The 21,611-nt window shown below is 64.1% G+C and carries 19 protein-coding genes and 1 pseudogene; 10 read left to right on the forward strand and 10 right to left on the reverse strand.

Annotated elements, in window-relative coordinates; all coding sequences use genetic code 11:
- The 3 genes from AVE30378_RS25335 to AVE30378_RS25345 form a co-directional block, all read left to right on the forward strand.
- On the forward strand, positions 1 to 1,016 hold a 1,016-nt coding region (locus tag AVE30378_RS25335; RefSeq protein ID WP_244235143.1), incomplete at its 5' end, for a DNA polymerase Y subunit UmuC family protein.
- A gap of 9 nt (positions 1,017 to 1,025) precedes the next feature.
- On the forward strand, positions 1,026 to 4,247 hold the full coding sequence (locus tag AVE30378_RS25340; RefSeq protein WP_129244799.1) for an error-prone DNA polymerase: 3,222 nt from the start codon (positions 1,026 to 1,028) through the stop codon (positions 4,245 to 4,247).
- Between the two features lie 100 nt (positions 4,248 to 4,347).
- Positions 4,348 to 4,731: an I78 family peptidase inhibitor gene (locus tag AVE30378_RS25345; protein WP_129244801.1), complete on the forward strand. Its 384-nt coding sequence runs from the start codon at positions 4,348 to 4,350 to the stop codon at positions 4,729 to 4,731.
- Between the two features lie 25 nt (positions 4,732 to 4,756).
- On the opposite strand, the gene AVE30378_RS25350 is transcribed toward AVE30378_RS25345, so the two are convergent.
- The 7 genes from AVE30378_RS25350 to AVE30378_RS25380 form a co-directional block, all read right to left on the reverse strand.
- Positions 4,757 to 5,722 (reverse strand): LysR family transcriptional regulator, encoded by a 966-nt coding sequence (locus tag AVE30378_RS25350; RefSeq protein ID WP_129244803.1) that lies wholly within the window; start codon positions 5,720 to 5,722, stop codon positions 4,757 to 4,759.
- A gap of 44 nt (positions 5,723 to 5,766) precedes the next feature.
- Positions 5,767 to 6,501 (reverse strand): amino acid ABC transporter ATP-binding protein, encoded by a 735-nt coding sequence (locus AVE30378_RS25355; RefSeq protein WP_129244805.1) that lies wholly within the window; start codon positions 6,499 to 6,501, stop codon positions 5,767 to 5,769.
- A gap of 12 nt (positions 6,502 to 6,513) precedes the next feature.
- Positions 6,514 to 7,203, reverse strand: a complete 690-nt coding sequence (locus AVE30378_RS25360; protein ID WP_129244807.1) for an amino acid ABC transporter permease — start codon at positions 7,201 to 7,203, stop codon at positions 6,514 to 6,516.
- Positions 7,196 to 7,885 carry an amino acid ABC transporter permease gene (locus tag AVE30378_RS25365; protein WP_129244809.1) on the reverse strand — a complete coding sequence of 230 codons (690 nt, stop codon included), beginning with the start codon at positions 7,883 to 7,885 and terminating at the stop codon, positions 7,196 to 7,198. Before AVE30378_RS25365 ends, AVE30378_RS25360 begins: the two co-directional genes overlap by 8 nt.
- Positions 7,886 to 7,887: 2 nt before the next feature.
- Positions 7,888 to 8,709, reverse strand: a complete 822-nt coding sequence (locus tag AVE30378_RS25370) for an ABC transporter substrate-binding protein (RefSeq protein ID WP_165360298.1) — start codon at positions 8,707 to 8,709, stop codon at positions 7,888 to 7,890.
- A gap of 85 nt (positions 8,710 to 8,794) precedes the next feature.
- Entirely contained in the window at positions 8,795 to 9,997 is a 1,203-nt protein-coding gene (locus AVE30378_RS25375) for an aminotransferase class I/II-fold pyridoxal phosphate-dependent enzyme (protein WP_129244811.1), read from the reverse strand.
- On the reverse strand, positions 9,994 to 10,674 hold the full coding sequence (locus AVE30378_RS25380; protein WP_129244813.1) for an RraA family protein: 681 nt from the start codon (positions 10,672 to 10,674) through the stop codon (positions 9,994 to 9,996). The genes AVE30378_RS25375 and AVE30378_RS25380 overlap by 4 nt, the downstream gene beginning before the upstream one ends.
- A gap of 371 nt (positions 10,675 to 11,045) precedes the next feature.
- On the opposite strand from AVE30378_RS25380, the gene AVE30378_RS25385 reads away from it, so the two are divergent.
- The 4 genes from AVE30378_RS25385 to AVE30378_RS25400 all read left to right on the forward strand — a co-directional run bounded on the left by AVE30378_RS25385 (position 11,046) and on the right by AVE30378_RS25400 (position 16,416).
- Positions 11,046 to 11,558 (forward strand): sigma-70 family RNA polymerase sigma factor, encoded by a 513-nt coding sequence (locus AVE30378_RS25385; RefSeq protein ID WP_165360299.1) that lies wholly within the window; start codon positions 11,046 to 11,048, stop codon positions 11,556 to 11,558.
- 4 nt (positions 11,559 to 11,562) lie between these two features.
- Positions 11,563 to 12,576: a FecR domain-containing protein gene (locus AVE30378_RS25390; RefSeq protein WP_129244815.1), complete on the forward strand. Its 1,014-nt coding sequence runs from the start codon at positions 11,563 to 11,565 to the stop codon at positions 12,574 to 12,576.
- Positions 12,577 to 12,679: 103 nt separating this feature from the next.
- The gene (locus AVE30378_RS25395; RefSeq protein ID WP_129244817.1) at positions 12,680 to 15,211 is read left to right on the forward strand and encodes a TonB-dependent siderophore receptor; all 2,532 of its coding nucleotides are present in this window, start codon (positions 12,680 to 12,682) and stop codon (positions 15,209 to 15,211) included.
- The gene (locus tag AVE30378_RS25400; protein WP_208742438.1) at positions 15,211 to 16,416 is read left to right on the forward strand and encodes a PepSY-associated TM helix domain-containing protein; all 1,206 of its coding nucleotides are present in this window, start codon (positions 15,211 to 15,213) and stop codon (positions 16,414 to 16,416) included. Before AVE30378_RS25395 ends, AVE30378_RS25400 begins: the two co-directional genes overlap by 1 nt.
- Positions 16,417 to 16,478: 62 nt before the next feature.
- Here AVE30378_RS25400 and AVE30378_RS33160 read toward each other — a convergent pair.
- The 3 genes and pseudogenes from AVE30378_RS33160 to AVE30378_RS25410 all read right to left on the reverse strand — a co-directional run.
- Positions 16,479 to 16,577, reverse strand: a pseudogene (locus tag AVE30378_RS33160) (phosphotransferase); the annotation flags it as partial.
- The gene (locus AVE30378_RS33165) at positions 16,540 to 16,842 is read right to left on the reverse strand and encodes a phosphotransferase (protein ID WP_425265794.1); all 303 of its coding nucleotides are present in this window, start codon (positions 16,840 to 16,842) and stop codon (positions 16,540 to 16,542) included. The gene AVE30378_RS33165 and the pseudogene AVE30378_RS33160, both read right to left, overlap by 38 nt.
- Positions 16,843 to 17,058: 216 nt before the next feature.
- Positions 17,059 to 18,261, reverse strand: a complete 1,203-nt coding sequence (locus AVE30378_RS25410) for a GGDEF domain-containing protein (protein WP_208742440.1) — start codon at positions 18,259 to 18,261, stop codon at positions 17,059 to 17,061.
- A 328-nt stretch (positions 18,262 to 18,589) separates the two neighbouring features.
- Between AVE30378_RS25410 and AVE30378_RS25415 the strand changes: the two genes are divergently transcribed.
- From AVE30378_RS25415 to AVE30378_RS32775, 3 genes are all read left to right on the forward strand, one after another.
- Positions 18,590 to 19,645: an RNA methyltransferase gene (locus AVE30378_RS25415; RefSeq protein WP_129244819.1), complete on the forward strand. Its 1,056-nt coding sequence runs from the start codon at positions 18,590 to 18,592 to the stop codon at positions 19,643 to 19,645.
- A gap of 146 nt (positions 19,646 to 19,791) precedes the next feature.
- Entirely contained in the window at positions 19,792 to 20,247 is a 456-nt protein-coding gene (locus tag AVE30378_RS25420) for a hypothetical protein (RefSeq protein WP_129244821.1), read from the forward strand.
- Between the two features lie 1,081 nt (positions 20,248 to 21,328).
- Positions 21,329 to 21,499 carry a hypothetical protein gene (locus tag AVE30378_RS32775; RefSeq protein WP_208742441.1) on the forward strand — a complete coding sequence of 57 codons (171 nt, stop codon included), beginning with the start codon at positions 21,329 to 21,331 and terminating at the stop codon, positions 21,497 to 21,499.
- Positions 21,500 to 21,611 lie beyond the last annotated feature (112 nt).

Consider the following 21,611-nt stretch of genomic DNA (forward strand, 5'->3'; position numbering starts at 1 on the left):
GGCGCGCGCCCCGGCGCACCCTGACTCTGCCCACGCTGGCCCGGCGGCTGGACGCCCTGCCGCTGGCGCTGCTGCCCCAGGCGCAGGCCCGCCGCGACTGGCTGGACGACATCGGCTGCCGCACCCTGGCGGACCTGCGCGCCCTGCCGCGCGCCGGCCTGCAGCGGCGCAGCGCGCCCGAACTGCTCCAGGCCCTGGACGCCGCCTACGGCCAGGCGCCCGAACTCTACCGCTGGATCGAGCCTCCGCCCCAGTTCGCGCGGCGCATCGAACTCACGGACTACGTGGAGCACACCGACGCGGTGCTGGCGGTGGCGCGCCGGCTGGCCGAACAACTGGGCGGCTGGCTGAGCGCCCGGCAACTGGCGGTGCGCCGCGTGGTGCTCAGCATGGAACACGAACGCGGCCGCCATGCGCGTCCGCCCACCGAGATGGAGCTGGCCCTGGCGCAGCCGGTCTGGCAGGCGCCGCAGATCCTGAACCTGCTGCGGGAAAAACTGGCGCGGTTCACGCTGGAAGCGCCCGTGATCGCCGTTGCATTGCTGGCGCCCGACACGGTGGAACAACCCGCCGCCAGCACCACCCTCTTCCCCGAACCCGGCGGCACCGCCGCCGACCACGCCAGACTGCTGGACCTGCTGGTGGCGCGGCTGGGCCGCGGCCAGGTGCGCCACGCCTGTCCCGTTCCCGACCACCGCCCCGAGGCCGCCAACGCCTGGGGCGACGCGCTGGCCCCCGCCCCGCGGCCCGGGCCGCTGCCCGCCTTGCTGGACCGCCCGTTCTGGCTGCTGGATCCGCCGCTGCCCTTGAAGTTGTCCGGCCACCGTCCGCAATACGGCGGCCAGGCGCTGCGGCTGATGCGCGGCCCCGAACGCATCGAAAGCGGCTGGTGGGACGCCGCCCTGACCGTGCGCGACTACTTCGTCGCCGAGGACGAGGCCGCCGCGCGCTACTGGATCTACCGCGAGCGCGACGCGGAGCACGCCCGCTGGTTCCTGCACGGGCTCTACGCCTAGGATCGGTTCATGGACGACGATCTTCCCGGCGCCGCCGCCCTGGCCAGCCTGCCCGGCTACGCCGAGCTGCAATGCCAGTCCAATTTCTCTTTCCTGCAAGGCGCCTCGCATCCGGAGGAACTGGCCGCGCACGCCGCCGAACTGGGCTATGCCGCGCTGGCCATCACCGACGAATGCTCGCTGGCGGGCGTGGTCCGCGCCCACGTAGAGGCCAAGGCCCGGAATCTGCCGCTCATCGTCGGCGCCACCTTCCAACTGCGCGCCGCGCCCGACGCCGCGCCGCTGGGCCTGACCCTGCTGGCGCAGACCCGCGAAGGCTACGGCAACCTGTCCGAACTCATCACCCTGGCGCGCACCCGGGCGCCCAAGGGCGAATACCGGCTGGCCCCCGAAGACCTCTCCCATCCGCCCGCGGGCTACGGCCACCTGCGCCACCTGCCCGAGTGCCTGGCCATCCTGAGCCCCGCCTACGGCGCCGACGCCGGCCGCCTGGCGGAACAGGCCCGCTGGCTGGCGCGCGCCTTCCCCCGCCGCGCCTGGGTCGGGCTGACCTTGCTGCACGGCTCCCGCGACGACCTGCACCGCGCCGCGGTCATGCACGCCGCCCAGGCCGCGAAACTGCCCGTCGTGGCGCTGGGCCAGGTGCAGATGCACCTGCGCTCGCGCAAGCCGCTGCACGACACACTGGCCGGCATCCGCACGCGCCAGCCGGTGTCCCAGTGCGGCTACGAACTGTCCGGCAACGCCGAACAGCACCTGCGCACGCGCATGCGGCTGGCCAGCCTTTATCCGCCGGAGGCCCTGGCCCAGACGCTGGTGGTGGCGCGCCGCTGCGCGTTCTCCCTGGACGAACTGCGCTACGAATACCCCGACGAGATCGTTCCGCGCGGCCACACGCCGGCCTCCTACCTGCGCCAGGAAACCCTGGCCGGGGCCGCGCGCCGCTTCCCCGCCGGGGTGCCCCAGAGCGTGGCCACCCAGATCGAAAATGAACTGGCCCTGATCGCCGATCTCCGCTACGAAGCCTATTTCCTGACCGTCTACGACATCGTCCAGCACGCCCGCAACCAAGGCATCCTGTGCCAGGGCCGCGGCTCCGCCGCCAACTCCGCGGTCTGCTACTGCCTGGGCATCACCGAAGTGGATCCGGCGCGCGGCAACAGCCTGTTCGAGCGCTTCATCAGCAAAGAACGCAACGAACCGCCCGACATCGACGTGGACTTCGAGCACCAACGCCGCGAAGAAGTCATCCAGTACATCTACGGCAAATACGGCCGCGACCGCGCCGCGCTGACCGCCGTGGTGATTTCCTACCGGCCGCGCAGCGTGCTGCGCGATACCGGCCGCGCGCTGGGCGTGGACCCGGGCGTCATCGACGCCGTGGCCCGCGCCCACCAATGGTGGGACGGCAAAAAGGAAATGCTGCGCACGCTGGGCGCCTGCGGGCTGGATCCGGAGTCCCGGGTGGCGCGGCAATGGGCGTCGCTGGCGCAGACCCTGATGGGTTTCCCGCGCCACCTGTCGCAGCATCCGGGCGGCTTCGTGATTTCGCGCGGCAAGCTCTCGCGCCTGGTCCCCATCGAAAACGCCGCCATGGAAGACCGCAGCGTCGTGCAATGGGACAAGGACGACCTGGACGCGCTGAAGCTGCTGAAAGTGGACGTGCTGGCGCTGGGCATGCTGTCGGCGCTGCGCCGCACCCTGGAGCTGGCCGGCCAGCGCCGCGGCCGGCCCTTGCGCCTGCAGGACATCCCCAAGGAAGACGAGCCCACCTACGACATGATCTGCGACGCCGACACCATCGGCGTATTCCAGATCGAATCGCGCGCGCAGATGACCATGCTGCCGCGCCTGAAACCCCGCGAATACTACGACCTGGTGGTGCAGGTGGCCATCGTGCGGCCCGGCCCCATCCAGGGCGGCATGGTCCACCCCTACCTGCGCCGCCGCCAGGGCAAGGAGAAAATCACCTACCCCAGCCCGCAAGTGGAAGGCGTGCTCAGCCGCACCATGGGCGTGCCCATCTTCCAGGAACAGGTCATGCAGATCGCCGTGGTGGCCGCCAACTTCACGCCGGGCGAATCCGACGCGCTGCGCCGCTCCATGGCGGCCTGGAAGCGCAAGGGCGGCGTGGACAAATACCGCGAAAAGCTGGTGGGCGGCCTGCTGGAGAACGGCTACACGCTGGAATTCGCCGAAGCGCTGTTCCGGCAGATCGAGGGCTTCGGCGAATACGGCTTCCCCGAGAGCCACGCCGCCAGCTTCGCCCTGCTGGCGTATTCCAGTTCATGGCTCAAGCGGCACGAGCCCGAAGCCTTCCTGGCCGCCCTGCTCAATTCCCAGCCCATGGGCTTCTACGCCCCCGCCCAACTGGTGCAGGACGCCCGCCGCCACGGCGTCTGCGTGCTGCCGCCCGACGTCACGGTCAGCGGCTGGGATTCGGCGCTGGAAACCCTGCCCTCCGGACACCCCGGCGCCCGGCGCGCCGCGCACCCGCACGCGCCGCCCGCAGACGGCCCCCGGCCCGCCGTCAGGCTGGGACTGAGCCTGATCCAGGGCATGCGCGAGGACACGGCGCGGCGCATCGAGGCCGCGCGCGCCGCGTCACCCTTTGCCGACACCGGCGACCTGGCCCGCCGCGCTACCCTCACGCGCCACGACCTCAACGCCCTGGCCGCCGGCGACGCCCTGCGCACCCTGGCCGGCCACCGCCGCCAGGCCAGTTGGGAAGCCGCCGCCAGCGTGCACAGCCGCGACCTGCTGCGCGACGCCGCCATCGTCGAAACCGCCGCGCCGCAACTGGCCGCCCCCTCGGAAAGCCAGGCCGTGGCCGCGGACTACCGCAGCGTGGGCCTGACCTTGCGCAGCCATCCCGTGGCGCTGCTGCGCCCCGAACTCGCCGCGCGCAATTTCCAGCCGGCCTCGGTGCTGAACAGCTACCCCGACAAGCGCGTGGCGCGCGCCTGCGGCATCGTCACCGTGCGCCAGCGGCCGCAGACCTCCAAAGGCGTGATCTTCGTGACCCTGGAAGACGAGACCGGTCCCGTCAACGTGGTCGTGCGCCCGGAACTGATAGAACGCCAGCGCCGCGAACTGCTGGGGTCCGCGCTGCTGGGCGTCTACGGGACCTGGCAAAGCATGGACGGCGTGCGCCACCTGATCGCGCAGCGGCTGGTGGATTTGTCCGGCCTGCTGGGCGGGCTGTCCACGCAAAGCCGCAATTTCCATTGACGGCCAGGCCGTCGGCGGGCGCCCGCCACGGCCCCGGTCACAGCGCGTCGCGGCTGGTCTATCATGGCTTTTTTCGACGCGTTGTTGCAAGGAGCCTTACATGATCCGCAAGCTGATCCCTTTCCTGCTGGTCGCCAGCCTGACCGCGTGCGCCAACACCGGCGCGCCGCGTTCGTCCAGCGCGCCGGCCCCCAGCTCCTCCAGCGCGTCGTCCCCGTCCGAGGCCGCTTCCAGCTCATCGTCCGGCATGTCCAGCGCCTCCGGCTACGGCTACGGAGAAAAGAGCTGCGACGCGGCGGCGCTGCAATCGCAGATCGGCCAGAAAGCCACCCCGTCCGTCATGGAAGACCTGCGCACGCGCAGCGGCAGCACCACCGCCCGCATGCTGCGCCCGGGCCAATTGGTGACCATGGAATACAACGCCACCCGCCTCAACCTGATCGTCGACGACAAGGACGTCATGACGGCCATCCGCTGCGGCTGACGCCGGAAACGGCCGCCGCCCCGCGTTACGCCTCGCGCGGTTTGGCGGCCGGCGGCACGTGGGGCAGGAACGCCCCCGCCACCTCGAAGGCGCATTCCTCGCGCGCGATATCGATCACCCGGGAAACCACCGGGTTGACGAGGTTCTTCTTGTGCACGGCGTAGTAGTTGATGGTGGGCAGGTCCGGCTGCACGTTCAACTGGCACAGCACCCCGCGCTCCACCAGCGGCGCGAAGTACGCGCCCGGCAGGTAACTGATGCCCAGGCCCAGCATCGTCAACTGCGCCATCATCCCCAGGCTGTTGCAGGTCAGCACGCGCTTGACCGGCAGGCCCTGCTCGGCGAACCACGCGTCGTACAGATGCGACAGCGCCGAATTGGTGGGCTGGGAAATCACCGGATACGGCGCCAGGTCCTGGGGCGTCAGGCTGGCGGAAAAATCGATGTCCAGGGCCGGGCTGGCCATCCAGACATTGGTCACCGCGCCCAGATGGGAGCAATCGTACTGATATCCCCAGAACGGTCCCGGCATGATCGCCAGGTCCAGTTCGTCCTGCTCCAGCCGTTCGTACAGCGTGATGCCGCCATCGATCTCCGGCATCAACTGCACGCGCGGATAGCGCAGGCTGATCTGGTTGATCAGCCCCGCCAGCCAGGTCATGCCGACCAGTTCCGTCACGCCCAGCCGCACCACGCCTTCGAAACTGGCCGGGTCCGCCATGTTCTGCACGATACGGCTGTTCAGGTCCAGCATCTGGCGCGCAAGCTCGAACAGCTTGCGGCCCTGCGGGGTCATGATCAGCTTCTTGGCGCGGCGCTCGAACAGCGGCGAGCCGGCAAAGGCCTCCAGTTCACCGACCCGCTTGGCCACCGCCGACTGGGTCGTGTGCAGCTTGCGGGAAGACGCGCTGAAGCTGCCCAGTTCGGAGCTCCAGTAAAAAGCCTCTAGCTGTTTGAGGGTGTACATCGCGGCGGTCGATGCGAAACGCATGGAAACCCTCACATTACCATCGCCGCCGCATCATCCGCGGCCACTTAGCCGCGCGGATGCAGGATATCAGCCAGGAAGCGCTGCGCGCGCGGATGCGACGGCGCGCTGAAGAAGCGCTCGGGCGTGTCCATTTCCAGGATCTCGCCGCCGTCCATGAAGACGACCCGGTCGCAGACGTCGCGCGCGAAACCCATTTCATGGGTCACGCACACCATCGTCATGCCGTCCTTGGCCAGGCCCTTCATCACCTGCAATACCTCCCCGACCATTTCCGGATCGAGCGCGCTGGTGGGCTCGTCGAACAGCATCACCGGCGGCTGCAGGGCCAGGGCCCGCGCGATCGCCACCCGCTGCTGCTGGCCGCCGGACAGCGATCCCGGATAGGCATCGATCTTGTGCTCCAGCCCCACCCGCGCCAGCAGGCTGCGCGCCAGTTCCACCGCCTGCTTGCGCGGCTGCTTGCGGATGCTGACCGGCGCGAAGATGACGTTCTCCAGCACGCTCATGTGCGGAAACAGATTGAACTGCTGGAACACGAAGCCGATCTTCTGGCGCAGCGCGTTCAGGTCGGAACCCTTCGCGTAGATGTCCGCGCCGTCGATCAGGATGCGCCCCTTCTCGATGGGCTCCAGCCGGTTGATCGTCCGGATCATGGTGGACTTGCCCGAGCCCGACGGGCCGCACACCACCAGCACTTCGCCGCGCGCCACCGAAAGATCCACGTCCTTCAGCACATGATGCGCGCCGTACCACTTGTTCACTTTTTCTAGATTGATCACTTTGGTTCCTTGCTAGGCCATGGCGCGCGAGCGGCGGATGCGCAGGTCCAGCCAGCTCAGGCCGCGGCTCAGGCTGAAGCACACCAGGAAATAGATAATGGCCAGGATGCCGAACACCTGCAGCGGCTTGGTCAACACCAGGTTGTTCACCTGATTGGCCGCGAAGGTCAGCTCGTTGACGCTGATGACGTAGCCCAGCGAGGTCTCCTTGATGGTGGAAACGAACTGGCTCGTCATGCTGGGCAGCACGTTGAACAGCGCCTGCGGCAGCACCACGCGGCGCATCGTGGTCCAGTAGCCCACGCCGAGCGAACGCGAGGCCTCGATCTGGCCGCGCGGCACCGCCTCGATCCCCGAGCGGATCACTTCCGACAGATAGGCGCTTTCATAGACCACCAGCGCGAAAATCAGCGTCCAGAAGCCGCTGATCACCTGCCCGGTCAGCTTGGGCACCACGAAATAGGCCCAGAAGATCAGCATCAGCAGCGGCATGCCGCGCACCACGTTGACCAGCGCCTTGCTGGCCGCGCGCAGCCAGCCGTAGGGGCTGACGCGGGCCAGCGCGATCAAAAGCGCCAGCGGCAGCGACAGCGCCAGGCCGCAGGCGGCCAGGATCAGCGTGAGCGCCAGCCCGCCCAGCGGACCGTTGGGATATTGGCCGACCAGCAGCGTGGGCCAGTATTGGGACAGGACGTCAAGCACCGTGGTCTCCCCCGTTCAAGCGATAGCGGTCGTAGACGCGCGACCCGATGAGCATAATCAGGAAGGATCCCAGCAGGTACATGATCGTGGCGGCGCCGAAGGTGGCGAAAGTCCGGTAGGTTTCGTTTTCGATTTCGCGGGCCTGGTAGGTCAGCTCCATCACGCCGATGGCCATCGCCACGCTGGTGTTCTTGAACAACAGCAGCGCGCGGCCGACCAGCGGCGGAATGGAAATGCGCAGCGCCTGCGGCACGATCACGAAGCGCATGCATTGCAGATAGCTGGCGCCCAGCGCCCGCGCCGCCTCGAACTGCGTGCCGGGAATGGCGCGCAGCCCGCTGCGGATGTCCTCCGCGATATAGGCGGCCGACCCCAGCGCCAGCGCGATCGCCGCCAGCGACATTTCCGCGTTGTGCTGGTAGAGCCACAGGCGAAAGCCCTCCGGCAGCAGCTCCGGCATGCCGAAATACCAGAACAGCACTTGCACCAGCAAAGGCACATTGCGGTGGTATTCCACATAGGCGTCGACCAGCCAGCGGCACGGCGCCAGGTTGGTGGCGCGCACCACCACCAGCGTCACCGCGATCGCGAACGCCATCACCCAGGCGACCAAGAACAGTTGCACCGTGACCGCCATGCCGCTCAACAGCAACTGGTATTGGGAAGCATCAAGCAGGTCCATGATCACCCGGCGATCGGGCCGATCTTGAAGCCGCGCTCCAGCTTGTACGGCGTGTCAGGCCCGAACCACTTGTCGAACAGCTTGACCGCCGCGCCGGAAGCCTCGGCCTCGTCCAGCGCCTGGTTCACCGTTTCGAGGAAACGGGGCTCCGACTTGCGCACGCCCAGGCCCCACGGCTCGTCGAACACCGACTTGGCGATCACCGTCACGGGCGCGGTCGGCGGGCTTTGCAGCACCAGGCGCACCAGCACCAGCTCGGAGGCGAACTGCGCGTCCACCTTCTTCTGCTGCAGGGCCAGATAGGTAGCCGAGCTGTCGCCATAGCCAATGACCTGCGACTTGTCCAGGATGCGCTTGATCTCGCGCTCCGAACTGGAGCCCTTGGTCGCGCCGACGCGGCGGCCGTTCAAGGATTCGATCGTGTCCAGGCCCGAATCCTTGCGCACCAGCAGCTTCTGCGGGCTGACGTAATAGGCATGGCTGAAAGAGATCTGCTGCGCGCGGTCCGGCGAATAGCCCAGGTTGGCGGCCAGGATGTCCACGCGTCCTTCGTTCAGTTCCGGCACGCGCGCCGCCACCGACAGGAGCTTGTAGTTGACCTTGACCCCCAGCTTGTCGGCCACCAGCTTGCAGATGTCCACGTCGTAGCCCACAAGCTGCCGCGTGGCGCCGTCCTGGAAGCTGAACGGCTGCGAAGTGCCCAGCGTGCCGCAAATCAGCTCGCCGCGCGCCTTGATATCGTCCACTTGATCGGCCTGGGCGGCGGCGCCCATCGCCAGCGTGGCCAGCCCCAGGCAGGCCGCGAAAAGAGTTTGGCGTTTCATGGTTGATTCCCCTTATTGTGTGGTGAACGGACTTGGAAACAAGATCCCCCGAAGGGGACGTCTTCATGGAATGTAGGATCCGGCCTCAAACCAGCTTGGCGCAGGCCTCGCGTATGGCGGCGCATCCCTGCCGGATGTCGTCCAGCGACGCGGCGAACGACAGCCGGAACGTGCCCGGCGCGCCATAGGCGTGGCCGTCGATCACCGCAACGCCCGCCTCGCGCAGCAGATAGTGCGTCAGGTCGGTATCGGTCGCGATCACGTCGCCGCCCGGCGTCTTCCTGCCCAGCAGGCCGGAGCAGTCCGGAAACACGTAGAACGCGCCCTGCGGCACGACAATGTCCAGGCCCGGCGTGCCCGACAGTTCCGCAATCGCCAGATCGCGGCGCTGGCGGAACACCTTGGCGAACTCCGCCACGCAATCCTGCGGGCCCGACAGCGCCTCCAGCGCCGCCGCCTGGCTGACCGACGACGCGCCCGACGTGCTCTGCGATTGCAGAATGGCCATCGCCTTGATCAGTTCGTCCGGCCCGGCGCCGTAGCCGATGCGCCAGCCCGTCATCGCATAGGCCTTGGACACGCCATTGACCACCAGCGTGCGGCTGGCCAGCTCGGGCGCGACCTGCAGCGGATGCACAGTCGGCTCGTCCGTGAAATTCAGGCGCGCGTAAATATCGTCCGTCATCAACCACACCTGCGGATGGCGCTTGAGCACCTCCGCCAGCCCGCGCAGCTCGTCGGCAGTGTAGACCGAGCCCGTCGGATTGCTGGGCGCGTTCATCATCAGCCACTTGGTGCGCGGCGTGATCGCCCGCTCCAGCGCCTCCGGCGTCACCTTGTAGCCCGTCGCCGGCGTGGTCTCCACCGCCACCGGCACGCCGCCATTGACCAGCACCATGTCCGGGTACGACACCCAGAACGGAGCCGGGATCAACACTTCATCGCCATCGTTCAGCGTGGCCGCCAGCCCATTGAAAATCACCTGCTTCGCGCCCGTGCTGACGATGATGCGTCCCACGGGGTACTCCACGCCCGTGGCTTCCAGCAAATGCTGCGCGGCGGCGCGGCGCAGCGCCACCGTGCCCTGGGCCGGCGGATACTTGGTCTCGCCCCGGTTCATGGCGGCGGTGGCCGCCTGCCGGATGTGCACCGGCGTGGAAAAATCCGGCTCCCCGATCGTCAGATCGATAATGCGGCGGCCCTGCTCGCGCAACTCCGCGATGATGGCGCGCGCCGCCACGCTGGGCGACAGCTTGATACGCTTGATGCGGTCGGCGACGATGCTCATTTCACGGCCCCCGTCTTCTCGGCGATGGTCTTCTCCAGCCACGGCTTGGTATACGTGCCCGCGCGCAACTTCTCCTTGGCCACGGCCTCGTCCGCCTCCTTCTTCAGCGCCAGCGCCAGCACCGCCTCGGCGTGCTCGGCCGGGATCACCACCACGCCGTCTGCATCGCCCACCACCACGTCGCCCGGATTGACCACCTGCCCGCCCACCGACACGGGCACGTTGATTTCGCCGGGGCCGTCCTTGTACGGCCCCTTGTGCGACACGGCACGCGCGAAGCAGCCGAACTGCCCTTGCGCGAACACATCCAGATCGCGCACCGCGCCATCGATCACGAAACCTTCGATGCCACGCGACTGGGCATCCATCATCATCAATTCACCGACCAGCGCATTGCTGGTGTCGCCCGCGCCGTCCACGACGATCACGTCGCCCGCGCCGCCCAGCGAAATCGCCTTGTGGATCATCAGGTTATCGCCCGGGCGGGTCTTGACGGTGAGCGCCAGACCGACGGTGCGCTGGTTGCCAGCATGCAGAGGACGGAGCCCGTCCACGCCGTATAGGCGATTCATGCAGTCGCTGATCTGGGCCGAGCCAATGGCGGCGAAGCCGGCCAGCACGTCGGGGGAGACGGCCGGGGCGGAACGAGGAAGAATGCGGTATCCGATGGGGTTCATGAGGAAGTCTGCTGGGTAAATGCGTGAACGGCGTTAAGCGAACACGCATTACAAGGCCCCGGGCTGCATTCCTCAAAACGATATAAATTCCCAGTCATTCAGGAATTTTATTCGTACATTCCGACGTTAAGGGTTATCCCTTATTCGTACTGCGGTGTTCCATCCTCGCCTCCGTGGGGGGCTGCGGGCCTGTGCCAGCGCCACCCGTGCCGCTTGCGCGCGCCCGCGTTTCAGGCCGGGTGACGGACGCCGCGCGGTTTGGAACGAGCCGCCCTGCTCATTCACTGGCGGGGCTGGCGAATCGATGAATCCGGTTGTGTACAATGAGATCACTTCTCATTTGACTATCATCTCTCTCCTATTCTCTCCTCATGCCCGGCCGGAATCCACCTATTACCGATGATTTGGCCGGGCTGTATGTCGAGCACAGCACGTGGCTTCAGGGCTGGCTGCGCAGGCGCGTAGGCGACACGTTCGCGGCGGCCGACCTAGCGCAGGACACTTTTCTGAGCCTGCTGGACCGCAAGACTACGGCAGTCGAGATCCGGGAGCCCCGTCCGTTCCTGGCGACGGTCGCCCGCCGGCTCCTCGCACACCGCCACCGCCGGCAGTTGCTCGAAACGACCTACCTCGAAGCCCTCGCCCTCCTGCCGGAAGAAGTGGCCCCCTCGCCGGAAGCGCAGCTCATGGCCGTCGAGAGCCTGCAACAGATCGACCGCGTGCTCGATGGCCTGCCTCCCAAGGTTCGAGAAGCCTTTCTGCTGGCGCACTTGGTCGAACTGAGCTATGCCGAGATCGCCGAGCGGTTGGGAACTTCGACCAGTTCGGTAAAACAATATCTGACCCGGGCCAACCGCGAATGCATGTTCGCGCTGGCGGTCTGACGGCATGGCCGCCAATAAAGACACGCTGACGCTGCCCAGCGGCCGGGTCATCAGCCGGGCCACTGCGGATGCAGCCGCGGACTGGCTCACCCTGCTGATGTCCGAAGAGGCTGGCGACGAGCAGCAACGCCAATGGCGCCAATGGCGCCAGGCGCATGTCGACCATGAGGCCGCCTGGCAGCACGTCGAATCCGTCATGGGCCGGATGAAATCGCTGGAGCGCGCGCCGGCTTACGCGGCCTTGTCGTCCTACGTCGTGACCGATCAGCCGCCCTCCACCGCCCGTCGACGGGTCACCCGAATGCTCCTGTGGGGAGGGATAGCCACCGGCGCCGGGCTGCTCGCTTCGCGCACTGACACCTGGCAGGCCCGCACGGCCGACTACCGCAGCAACACAGGTGAGCAACGCGACTTCACACTAGAGGACGGTACCCGGCTGACGCTGAACACGGATAGCGCGGCAAATGTGCGCTTTGATGCGAACCAGCGCCGAATCCTGCTGGCGGCGGGCGAGATCATGATTGCGACTCGCCACGGGCCGGGGCTGGCCGATCCGCGGCCACTGTCGGTGGTGACCGCGGAAGGCAGCATCCGTTCGCTGGGTACACGGTTCACCGTAAGGCAGCACGCTGGACGGACCAGTGTGGCGGTTCTGGAAAGCGCAGTGGAAGTCTCTCCTTGGGCCGGGTCCGGCAGTGCGAGCGTGCTGCACGCCGGCCAGCAGACCCAGTTCAGCCGCGATGCCGTCGAGGCGCCGCGCTCGATTAGTGAGCAGACCGACGCATGGACGCGGGGTCAGCTCGTGGCTGACGAGCAGCGGCTGGCCGAGTTCGCTGCCGAACTGGATCGCTATCGGACGGGCGTGCTGCGCGTCGATCCGCAAATCGCGGGGCTGCGCCTTTCGGGTGTCTTTCCCTTGGCGGACACGGACCGGATCCTGGCTACGCTGCCCAGCGTGCTGCCGGTACGCGTGCAATGGCGCACCCGTTTCTGGGCGACGATCGTACCGGCCGATTGAGGCCTGGCAAAAAAATTTCTCGAATTGACTGCCCGATTGGCGTGCTCGCGGCACCTACCTGAGAGGGACCGGAAATTTCGGAGGTCCAATCCAGAGGAAGAACATGCCGAACCAGCACCGCGCCCACGATTCGGAGCGCCCCTATCCATCGTCTACAGCGCTTGCCGCCCTGGCGCTGACTGTCGCCCTCGTGGCCGGCGCTCCGGCCGCCGTGCTGGCGCAAGGCGCCACGCCTGCTGCAGCAGGGACCGCCACGGTCGACTTCAGGATTGCCGCCGGGCCGCTGGCTCCAGCTCTGCGTCAGTTGGCCAGCACGGCCAACATCATGTTGACCTTTACCGCCGAGCAAACCAAAGGCAAGCGCACGGCCGGCGTGAACGGCCGCCATCCCGCCGCCGGCGCGCTGAGCCTTTTGCTCGCAGGTAGCGGCCTGCGGGCCGTGCAACTGGACAATGGCGCGTTCGTGCTGCGAGTCGACGAAACGCTCGCGCCCGTCGCATCCGACGCCGCCACGCTGCCCATGGTCACGGTAACCGGCACAACGGTGGCCGACGGCACTACCGAGGGCACCGATTCGTACACCACCAGCAGCATGAGCACGGCCACCCGGCTCAACCTGTCCATGCGCGAGACGCCGCAGTCGGTCACCGTCATTACCAACGAACTCATCAAGGATCAGAACCTGCAGACGATCAACGACGTGGTGCAGGCTGCCCCCGGTCTGACGTACCGACGCTTCGGGCCGGAGCGCGCTTCCTTTTATGCGCGCGGCATGTATGTGGACAACATCATGTTCGACGGCCTGCCCGTGAGCCTGGACAGCTCTAACCTGTCGCAGGACCTGTTGTCCACGGATATGGCTATCTATGACCGCGTGGAGATCGTGCGTGGCGCCACCGGACTGGTGCAGGGCGCAGGGAATCCGTCGGCCGCCATCAACCTGGTGCGCAAGCGGCCGACCGATGTGCCGCAGGTATCCGCCGACGTGAGCGCCGGCAGTTGGGACCACTATAGAGCCGAGTTGGACGCCTCCGGGCCGCTATCCAAGGACGGCAGCCTGCGCGGCCGCGCCGTGATCGCCACTCAGGATTACGGAAGCTACAAGCGCGGCGAAGACAGCAGTGGCCAGACCTTTTACGGGATCCTGGAAAAGGATCTGACTGCCTCCACGACGCTCACGCTCAGCGCGCTGCATCAAGAGAGCAGGCTGCACGGCAATGGCTTCACCGGTTTGCCCGTGGCCCGCGACGGCAGTGATCTGGATCTGCCTCGCTCCACCTCGTATGCCAATGATTGGGAACATTGGAACAAGAACACCACCTCGGCATTCGTGGGGCTCGACCACCGATTCGGCAATGGGTGGCGGACACATCTCTCGGCCTATTACGCGCAGGCCGAGGTCGACATGCTGGGTCATTACCTCAATTACAACGTCGCCACCGATAAATACCGCCAATTAGGCGCGCGCAACGCCCATAAGGAAAAGCAGAGCAGCGTGGACCTGTATGCCAACGGTCCCTTTGAATTGCTTGGCCGCACGCATGAGCTGGTACTGGGAGCCAGCTACCGCAACATCGATTTCGACGGCAGCAGCCGCCAAGGCGTGGTTCTCTACGACAACCTCGATCTCCACGACTTCGACCCGAGCGCCGTCGCCAATCCCAACATCCCGCTGCGGGACTGGATGGACGCCGACATCACCCAGCAGAGCTTATACGCCACGACCCGCCTGAACCTGGCCGATCGGCTGAAACTGATATTGGGCGGACGGTTGGACTGGTTCGACTACAACGACACCGTCAACACGTATCCGAGCTTTACCGCCAATACGCCATCCGTCAGTGCGCATAACCGCTACCGCATCAATAACCAACTGACAAAGTACGCCGGCATCGTCTACGACTTGAACGACCAGCATTCGGTCTACGTCAGCTACACGGACATTTTCAAGCCTCAAAATTACATGGATGCCAGCAACAACCTGCTGGATCCGGTGATCGGGAAAAACTATGAAGTCGGTATCAAAGGCGAATACTTCGATGGCGCGCTGAATGCCTCGGCAGCATTGTTCCGCATGGACCAGAAAAACCGTGCCTTCCGCAGCACCGATCAGACCCAATGCGCCGGCTACCCGACTGTCGCCTGCTATTCGGCCGCAGGCGAGGTGCGCAGCCAGGGCGTGGAGTTTGAGTTGCAGGGCGCCATCACCCCCAACTGGCAGGTGAGTCTGGGCTACACGGTGGCCATTGCGCGCTATCGCAAGGATGCGAATCCCGACAATGTGGGCGAGTTGTTCGACACAGACACGCCGCGACACCTGTTCAAGCTGTCGACGATGTACCGGCTGTCTGGCGCCCTGCAGGGCTGGCGCGTCGGCGGCTCGGTCTACCGCCAGGGCTCCATTTACAACGAGGGCACCACGAGCGGCGTGCCATTCCGCATCACCCAAAACGCCTACACCCTGGCCGACTTGGTGGTGGGCTGGCAGGCGACGCCGAAACTGGACGTGCAGCTCAACATCAACAATATCTTCGACAAGAAGTACTACAACGCGCTGTCCGGCAATGTGAGCTTTCCGAGCAACGTCTATGGCGAGCCGCGCAACGTGACGCTGTCGGCACGCTACCAGTTCTGATGCGCGGCGGCATGCGTGGCGCGATGGTGGTGCTGCACCGCTGGTGCGGCCTGTTCATCGCGGGTTTCCTGTTCGTCGCCGGCTTGACCGGCGCCGTGATCGCCTGGAATCACGAACTCGACGAGTGGGCCAATCCCAAGCTGTACGTGGCCGCCTCCGGCGCGGCAGCCAGTGCGCTTGCTCCTTTGGAGTTGGCGCGCCGGATCGAGGCGGCTGATCCGCGCTTGCGGGTCAGCTTTGTGCCGCTAACGCTGGAGCCAGGCCATACGGCGATGCTGGGTGTCGCCGCGCGCATCGATCCCGCCACCGGCGCGCCGTACGTCCTCGGCTTCAATCAACTGGCTGTGGACCCGGCCACCGGCCAGATCCAGGGGCAGCGGCAGTGGGGCCAAATATCGCTGTCGCGCGAGAACTTGCTGCCCTTTCTCTACAAACTGCACTACACCATGCACATTCCCAAAGGCTGGGGCATCGAATTCGGAGTGTGGCTGATGGGTGTGGTGTCGGCGGTCTGGATTGTCGACTGCTTCCTGGCGCTCTGTATCTCATTTCCCAATGTGCGCAACTGGCGTAAGTCGCTGAGCTTCCGGCTGCGCCAGGGCGGCGCCAAGCTCAATTTCGACGTACATCGCTCGGGCGGCGTGTGGGTATGGGGTCTGCTGCTGATGCTGGCCATGACCTCGGTGTCGCTGAACCTGGGAACGCAAGTGATGCAGCCGCTGGTGTCGGTTTTCTCGTCGCTCACGCCCTCCCCGTTTCAATCGCGCCAGGGCAGCCGCGAGCGGGAGCTGGCCGACCCGCTGCTACGTCGCGAGCAGGCTATCGCGGCAGCCGAGGCCGAGGGCCGCCGCCGAGGCTGGACCACTCCCGCCGGGTCTCTTTTCTATGCGCAGCGCTTCGGCATTTATGGCGTGACGTTCTACACGCCGGAAGATGACCGGGATGAGAACGGCATGGGAAACAACGTGCTTTACCTGGACGGGAACACGGGTACGGTCGTCGGCGAAAAAGTGCCGGGCCAAGGCACCTGGGGCGACGTCTTCATGCAGGCCCAGTTGCCGCTGCACTCCGGCCGGCTGCTGGGCACGCCGGGGCGCGTGTTGATGTCGTTCATGGGGATTTTCGTTGCGACGCTGAGCGTGACCGGCCTGGTGATCTGGCTACGCAAACGGCGGGCACGGACGGGGCACAGGTTGCGGTCATAGGCGGCACTGCTGGTAATCGCTCTGCACCCTGCTGAGCGAAAAGCCTGCCGGCCTTCCTGATCGAACAGCGTCCACGCGATCGCGAGGTCACAGGCGGGATCACCCACCGCCGCGCATCCAAAATCAATGACGGCGTGCAGCTTTCCCTCCTTGACCAGCAAGTTCCCTGCGGTGACATCCCCATGGACCCAGAGGCGCACCGTCCCAGGAAGCGCCCAACGCCGCCATATCCGCAATCCCCCCATCGCAAGCCGACTCGCCGTCCAGCCAACCATAGACCGACCAGGGCCCCGGATAGCCGGCCGCCGGAGCCCCCAGGGCAATCGGCGCGGGGATAGGCAAGGACAACTGGGCGGCCAGTTTCGGGAGCCAGGCCTGCTCCTTTATGACTTGATCGACGTAGGCGGGCGCACTGGGGAGTCTCACCAGTGTGTCGCCACCCAGCCGAAAAGTTCGATTGTCCCAGCCGCCGGGCAATACAGGGGTAACGGGCAAATCGCGCCATTGAGGAAACTGCTGCGCGATGAGCTGTCGGACCAGATGGGTGTCGATAAACGGAACGGGCTTTTCTTGCGGCGAGACCGCTGTACCTCGACCAAATTGTCCGAGAAATCGGAGTCAATTCGGTCTGGCATCTTTATTTCACACGATCGCTGCTTTAGGATCCTCAACCGAAACGCTGTCAAAAACCTCGGCTGATTCGATCCGGTTGCGTCCCGCCGCCTTTCCTCTATACAGAGCAGCGTCGGCCTGCCGAAGCGCATCCTCCAGGTCATGCGCGCCATGGAACGGTGGTGAAATTCCAATGGTGACCGTACAGCGCAGTACATTGCCAGAACCCGCCACTTTGATTGCCTGGCTTTCAACGCTGGCACGCAGACGTTCCGCCAAGTGGATTACACGGTCACCGTCAGCTTCCAGGAAGACAGCCACAAACTCTTCCCCGCCAATACGACCTGTCAAGTCGTCGCGACGAACCGTGGAACGGAGTATGTCTGCGACCTGGCATATCACTTCATCGCCGGCTTGATGTCCATAGGTGTCATTGATTCGCTTGAAATGGTCGACATCCAACAGTAGCAAGCGAGCCGGTCCGGCATTCCGAGAATTGAAAGACTGGGTCAGCGCATCCAGGAGCCCCCTGCGATTAAGCAGGTCTGTCATGGGATCGCGCGCCGCCATATTGCGCAGACTATCCGTCAGCCGTCGCAGTACTAGCCAGACGATGGAAGGTGGCACTATGGTAGCCAGGGTCGACATGTAGATGTAGAAGATCATTTGAAATCGACTATCCATGTGCAGCGCATCCAGGCCGCCATCTACGATTTTCAAGAACTTCAACGCGTTCAGAATACAGATTCCGCCAATCAGAAGCGCAAAAAAGAACATCTCGCCGTACAAGTCTTTTGCGAAAGTGCGAACGCCATAGATCACGGTTATGGTCATTACAAAGAAAAGCACGCTGGCCATCGCCGCAAGCATTGCGTAACGCGCGGTGGGCCCTGCGCTCCATTGCACCAGGCATTGCGCAATGCCATAAGCCACGGAAAAGATAATCAACGAACGCCACAATCGAACTTGACGCCCAAAGAAGCGCATGGCACCTAGCCAATAGGCGATCGGGGCAGCCAGCGTGAGGGTGTGGTTGACGACGCTCATCACGCTCCAGGCGGGTCCTCCTTCAACCAGTTGCAGAATATAGGCCAAGGCCAGCAGGAGATTGCCCGCGGCGAAAAAATCCATCCCCATCCTGTTGCCGGGCAAGCGGCGGCTAATCAGTAAAAACATGACCGAAAAGCACAATAGATGTGCACACAACATGGCAACGAGAGTGGATGCAACCATAACCTTGACGTGGAGAGATGCGAAAACTCCTGCACTGGAGCTGCCGAACCATAGGCAGCGACATTAACCAGGGAAACTCGAGCCAGGTCAAGTGCAACGTGCGACTTGATTGAGGTTGGAATCAAGCCCAAATCGGCACGCGCCGGTGAAATGACGCGGATAAATTCTCAGGGCGTGATTCCCCTATGGCGCAATCTATGGAGGACGGCCACTCGCCGATAAGAGACCATGCGGCAGTTATCGACCTTCGCAATCTCGGCAGTAGTCGCCAACCAGACCATCTACTCTCCGACAGCCCGTTCCAGGGGCAGGGTAAAATTCGCGCCCCATGCGCTACTCCGACTTCGACCAACGCCTCGCCGCTCTCGGCGCCCTGCCCGTCCATCGCGGCCGCATCGTGCGCGTCTGGCTGAAAGGGCAAGCCCTCGACACCGGCACGCGACGGCGAAGCTCCGAGCACTTTCTGCCTCTCGCGCTGCGCGACGCCGTGCCCGCCTTGACGGCGGAACTGGACGGCCTCGCCCGCGTCCGCTCCGAACACGCCGGCAACGACGGCTCGCGCTTGCTCGTCGAACTCGCCGACGGACAGATGGTGGAAAGCGTGCTGTTGCCGCGCGACGGACTCTGCGTCTCCACCCAGGTCGGCTGCGCGGTCGGCTGCCGCTTCTGTATGACAGGCAAGAGCGGCCTGATCCGCCAGGTCACGAGCATGGAAATCCTCGCCCAGGTCGTGCTGGCGCGGCGTCTGCGCACGGTGAAGAAAGTCGTCTTCATGGGCATGGGCGAACCGGCGCACAACCTCGACAACGTGCTCGAAGCCATCGACCTGCTCGGCACCGAAGGCAATATCGGCCACAAGAATCTCGTGTTCTCCACCGTGGGCGACCTGCGCGTGTTCGAAGCCCTGCCGCAACAACGCGTCAAGCCCGCGCTGGCGCTGTCGCTGCATACAACCAAAGCCGAACTGCGCGCGCACCTGCTGCCGCGCGCGCCGAAAATTGCGCCGAAAGAACTCATCGAACTGGGCGAGAGATACGCTCGCGACACCGACTATCCGGTCCAGTATCAATGGACGCTGCTCAAGGGCATCAACGACGGCGACGACGAACTCGATGCAGTCGTGCGTCTGCTCAAGGGCAAGTACGGCGTGCTCAACGTCATTCCCTTCAATAGTCTCGAAGGGGATGACTACCAGCGTCCCGATGCCGAGCGCATCCGCGAGATCGTCCGTTCTCTGCAAAGCCGTGGTGTGCTGACCAAGGTGAGAAATAGCGCCGGGCAGGATGTGGATGGCGGCTGTGGCCAGTTGCGCGCTCGGGCGGTTGGAGCGGCGCAGGTGGTCGAACTGCGGCGCAAGCGCACTACGAAGCCGGAAGCCGCCTAGACCATGACCATCCGCCCCTAGCCGTGAGCAACCTTTTCGAGAATTCCGATCTCGACCCTTTGCGGACTTCGACGCAGCAGAATTGAACGCCTCAAACTTGTCATCGGTTAGAGTACGGTGGTGCGATTTCCGAACTGGGACGTCCTATGCTGCAACTCTTCGACGCAATTTGGCCCAAGCTGTTCTCGATAGGTGTCGGGGCGATAGCAGTCGCCTCGTGGGAGCGCTTGCTGCACCCACTGCTTATCGAGTTGTTCACAGAAAAGACCAAGCTTCACCCACACTTTGTCAGCCATCTGAAATGGAATGACAACGACCCTCATAAGCTGTCGATGTCGATCAAGAAGCTGGGATATGGCGTCACGGGGACACTTCGTTTTCTCGATGGCAAGCATAGCGGCAAGGAATACGCACTTAAAGGGCGGTATGACCACGGGCTGCTGACTTTCACCTACGTCGCAACGGACGACCGGAGCAAGAGCCAAGGATCGGGGACATTCAAGCGCACCAAGGACGGAGAGGCCTTTGCTGGTTACTTCGCTTATGTGAGCCAAAGCAGCGGAAAAATCGAGACCGTCACCTCCGAGTTCGTGAAATCATAGTTTCACGGTTTACCCGCAGCGCGGGGCACGCATGATCCGGAGCCATTCTGCTCGAAAACGGTCACCGATAAGACGCCGGAACTGGCCTCCTCTCGTCGATGGCTGCTTCCGACCAATCCAGCCACTCAAGGAGTAGCCGCAAAGCAGTCCTTCAACAACGCACCTCGCCATTTGAGCATTGGCCTGGTCGGCATGGCTATTGCTTTTACAAAGCCATCTCAGCATATTTATTGTGTCAAATTAGACCACAAGGCTCAGACCTTACGGTATGGTTGAGTCTTCATTACATTAGATTTCAGACTCTCATGGCGGTTATCGACTTCAAAGAGATCCCGGAGACTCACCTCGGCGGGGGACTTCAGAACACATTCGAGCTCTTCGCAAGAGATTTTCTTTTTCTGCTCGGATATAAGTAAGGTGCTAGAAAATCCGAGTCGAGGTGCTGATGGAGGAAAAGATGTCATTGTCCTCGAACGCCGCAGTGGGGTAGGAGGCGATACGTTTATCCGATGGCTTGTAAGCTGCAAGCACAAAGCTCATTCGGGTGCATTCGTGAGCCCGCAAGACGAATCGAATATTAGGGATCGGGTGGAGGCGAACTCCTGCGCTGGGTTCATTGGTTTCTATTCGACCTTGCCCAGCTCCGGGCTTTAGGATGTGATTTTGGGACTTGCAGACAAAGTTGAAACTCAGACCTTTAACCGGGAGAAGGTAGAGTCGTACCTCCTCAAGACGCCGGAAGGCATTCAACTGGCAACGCGGTATTTCCCCAAATCAGTGCGCGCTTAGATTGGCGAGAACCCAGCCCCTGCGAAGATCTTTGCCAATCATCCAACACTGACGTGCAAGAACTGCGACAAGGATCTCCTTTCGCCAACGCCAAGCGGAATTGTCGTTTTTTTGGAATCGACGCAACTCAGAAACTCTAAAGAGTCACACGGATACCATCTATTGGTGCTGCAAAGGTCACTGCGATGAAACGCTGGAAAGGGCGATGCGAAGGACAGAGTTCGTTGACAGTTGGGAGGATATTCCCGACGTTGCGATCCCCATCATGTATGCCAAATGGGTCATGAGCATCATGAACGAACTCGAAAGCGGCGATACCTACTCTGCTTCCGCCTTTGACCAACTCAAGGAGTTCATTCTTAACATGTATCCTTATATTGCACGAAACCCGACGTCGGAAGGGTTGGAGCGTACTAGAAGCTTGATGCAGATTCCCTCCTTCCTTGGAGAGTTCGGCAACTGAAAGGTAACCAGTCGTTCGCTGCGAACACGCAGCAGTATGCTGCCGTGTGCCTGTCATTCCGCTTCTTCTTGCTGCCTGGGATAGTTCCTGGCTGCTATGCGACACATCAGGC

Origin of the sequence: Achromobacter veterisilvae, assembly GCF_900496975.1 — a bacterium.
Lineage (GTDB): Bacteria > Pseudomonadota > Gammaproteobacteria > Burkholderiales > Burkholderiaceae_B > Achromobacter > Achromobacter veterisilvae.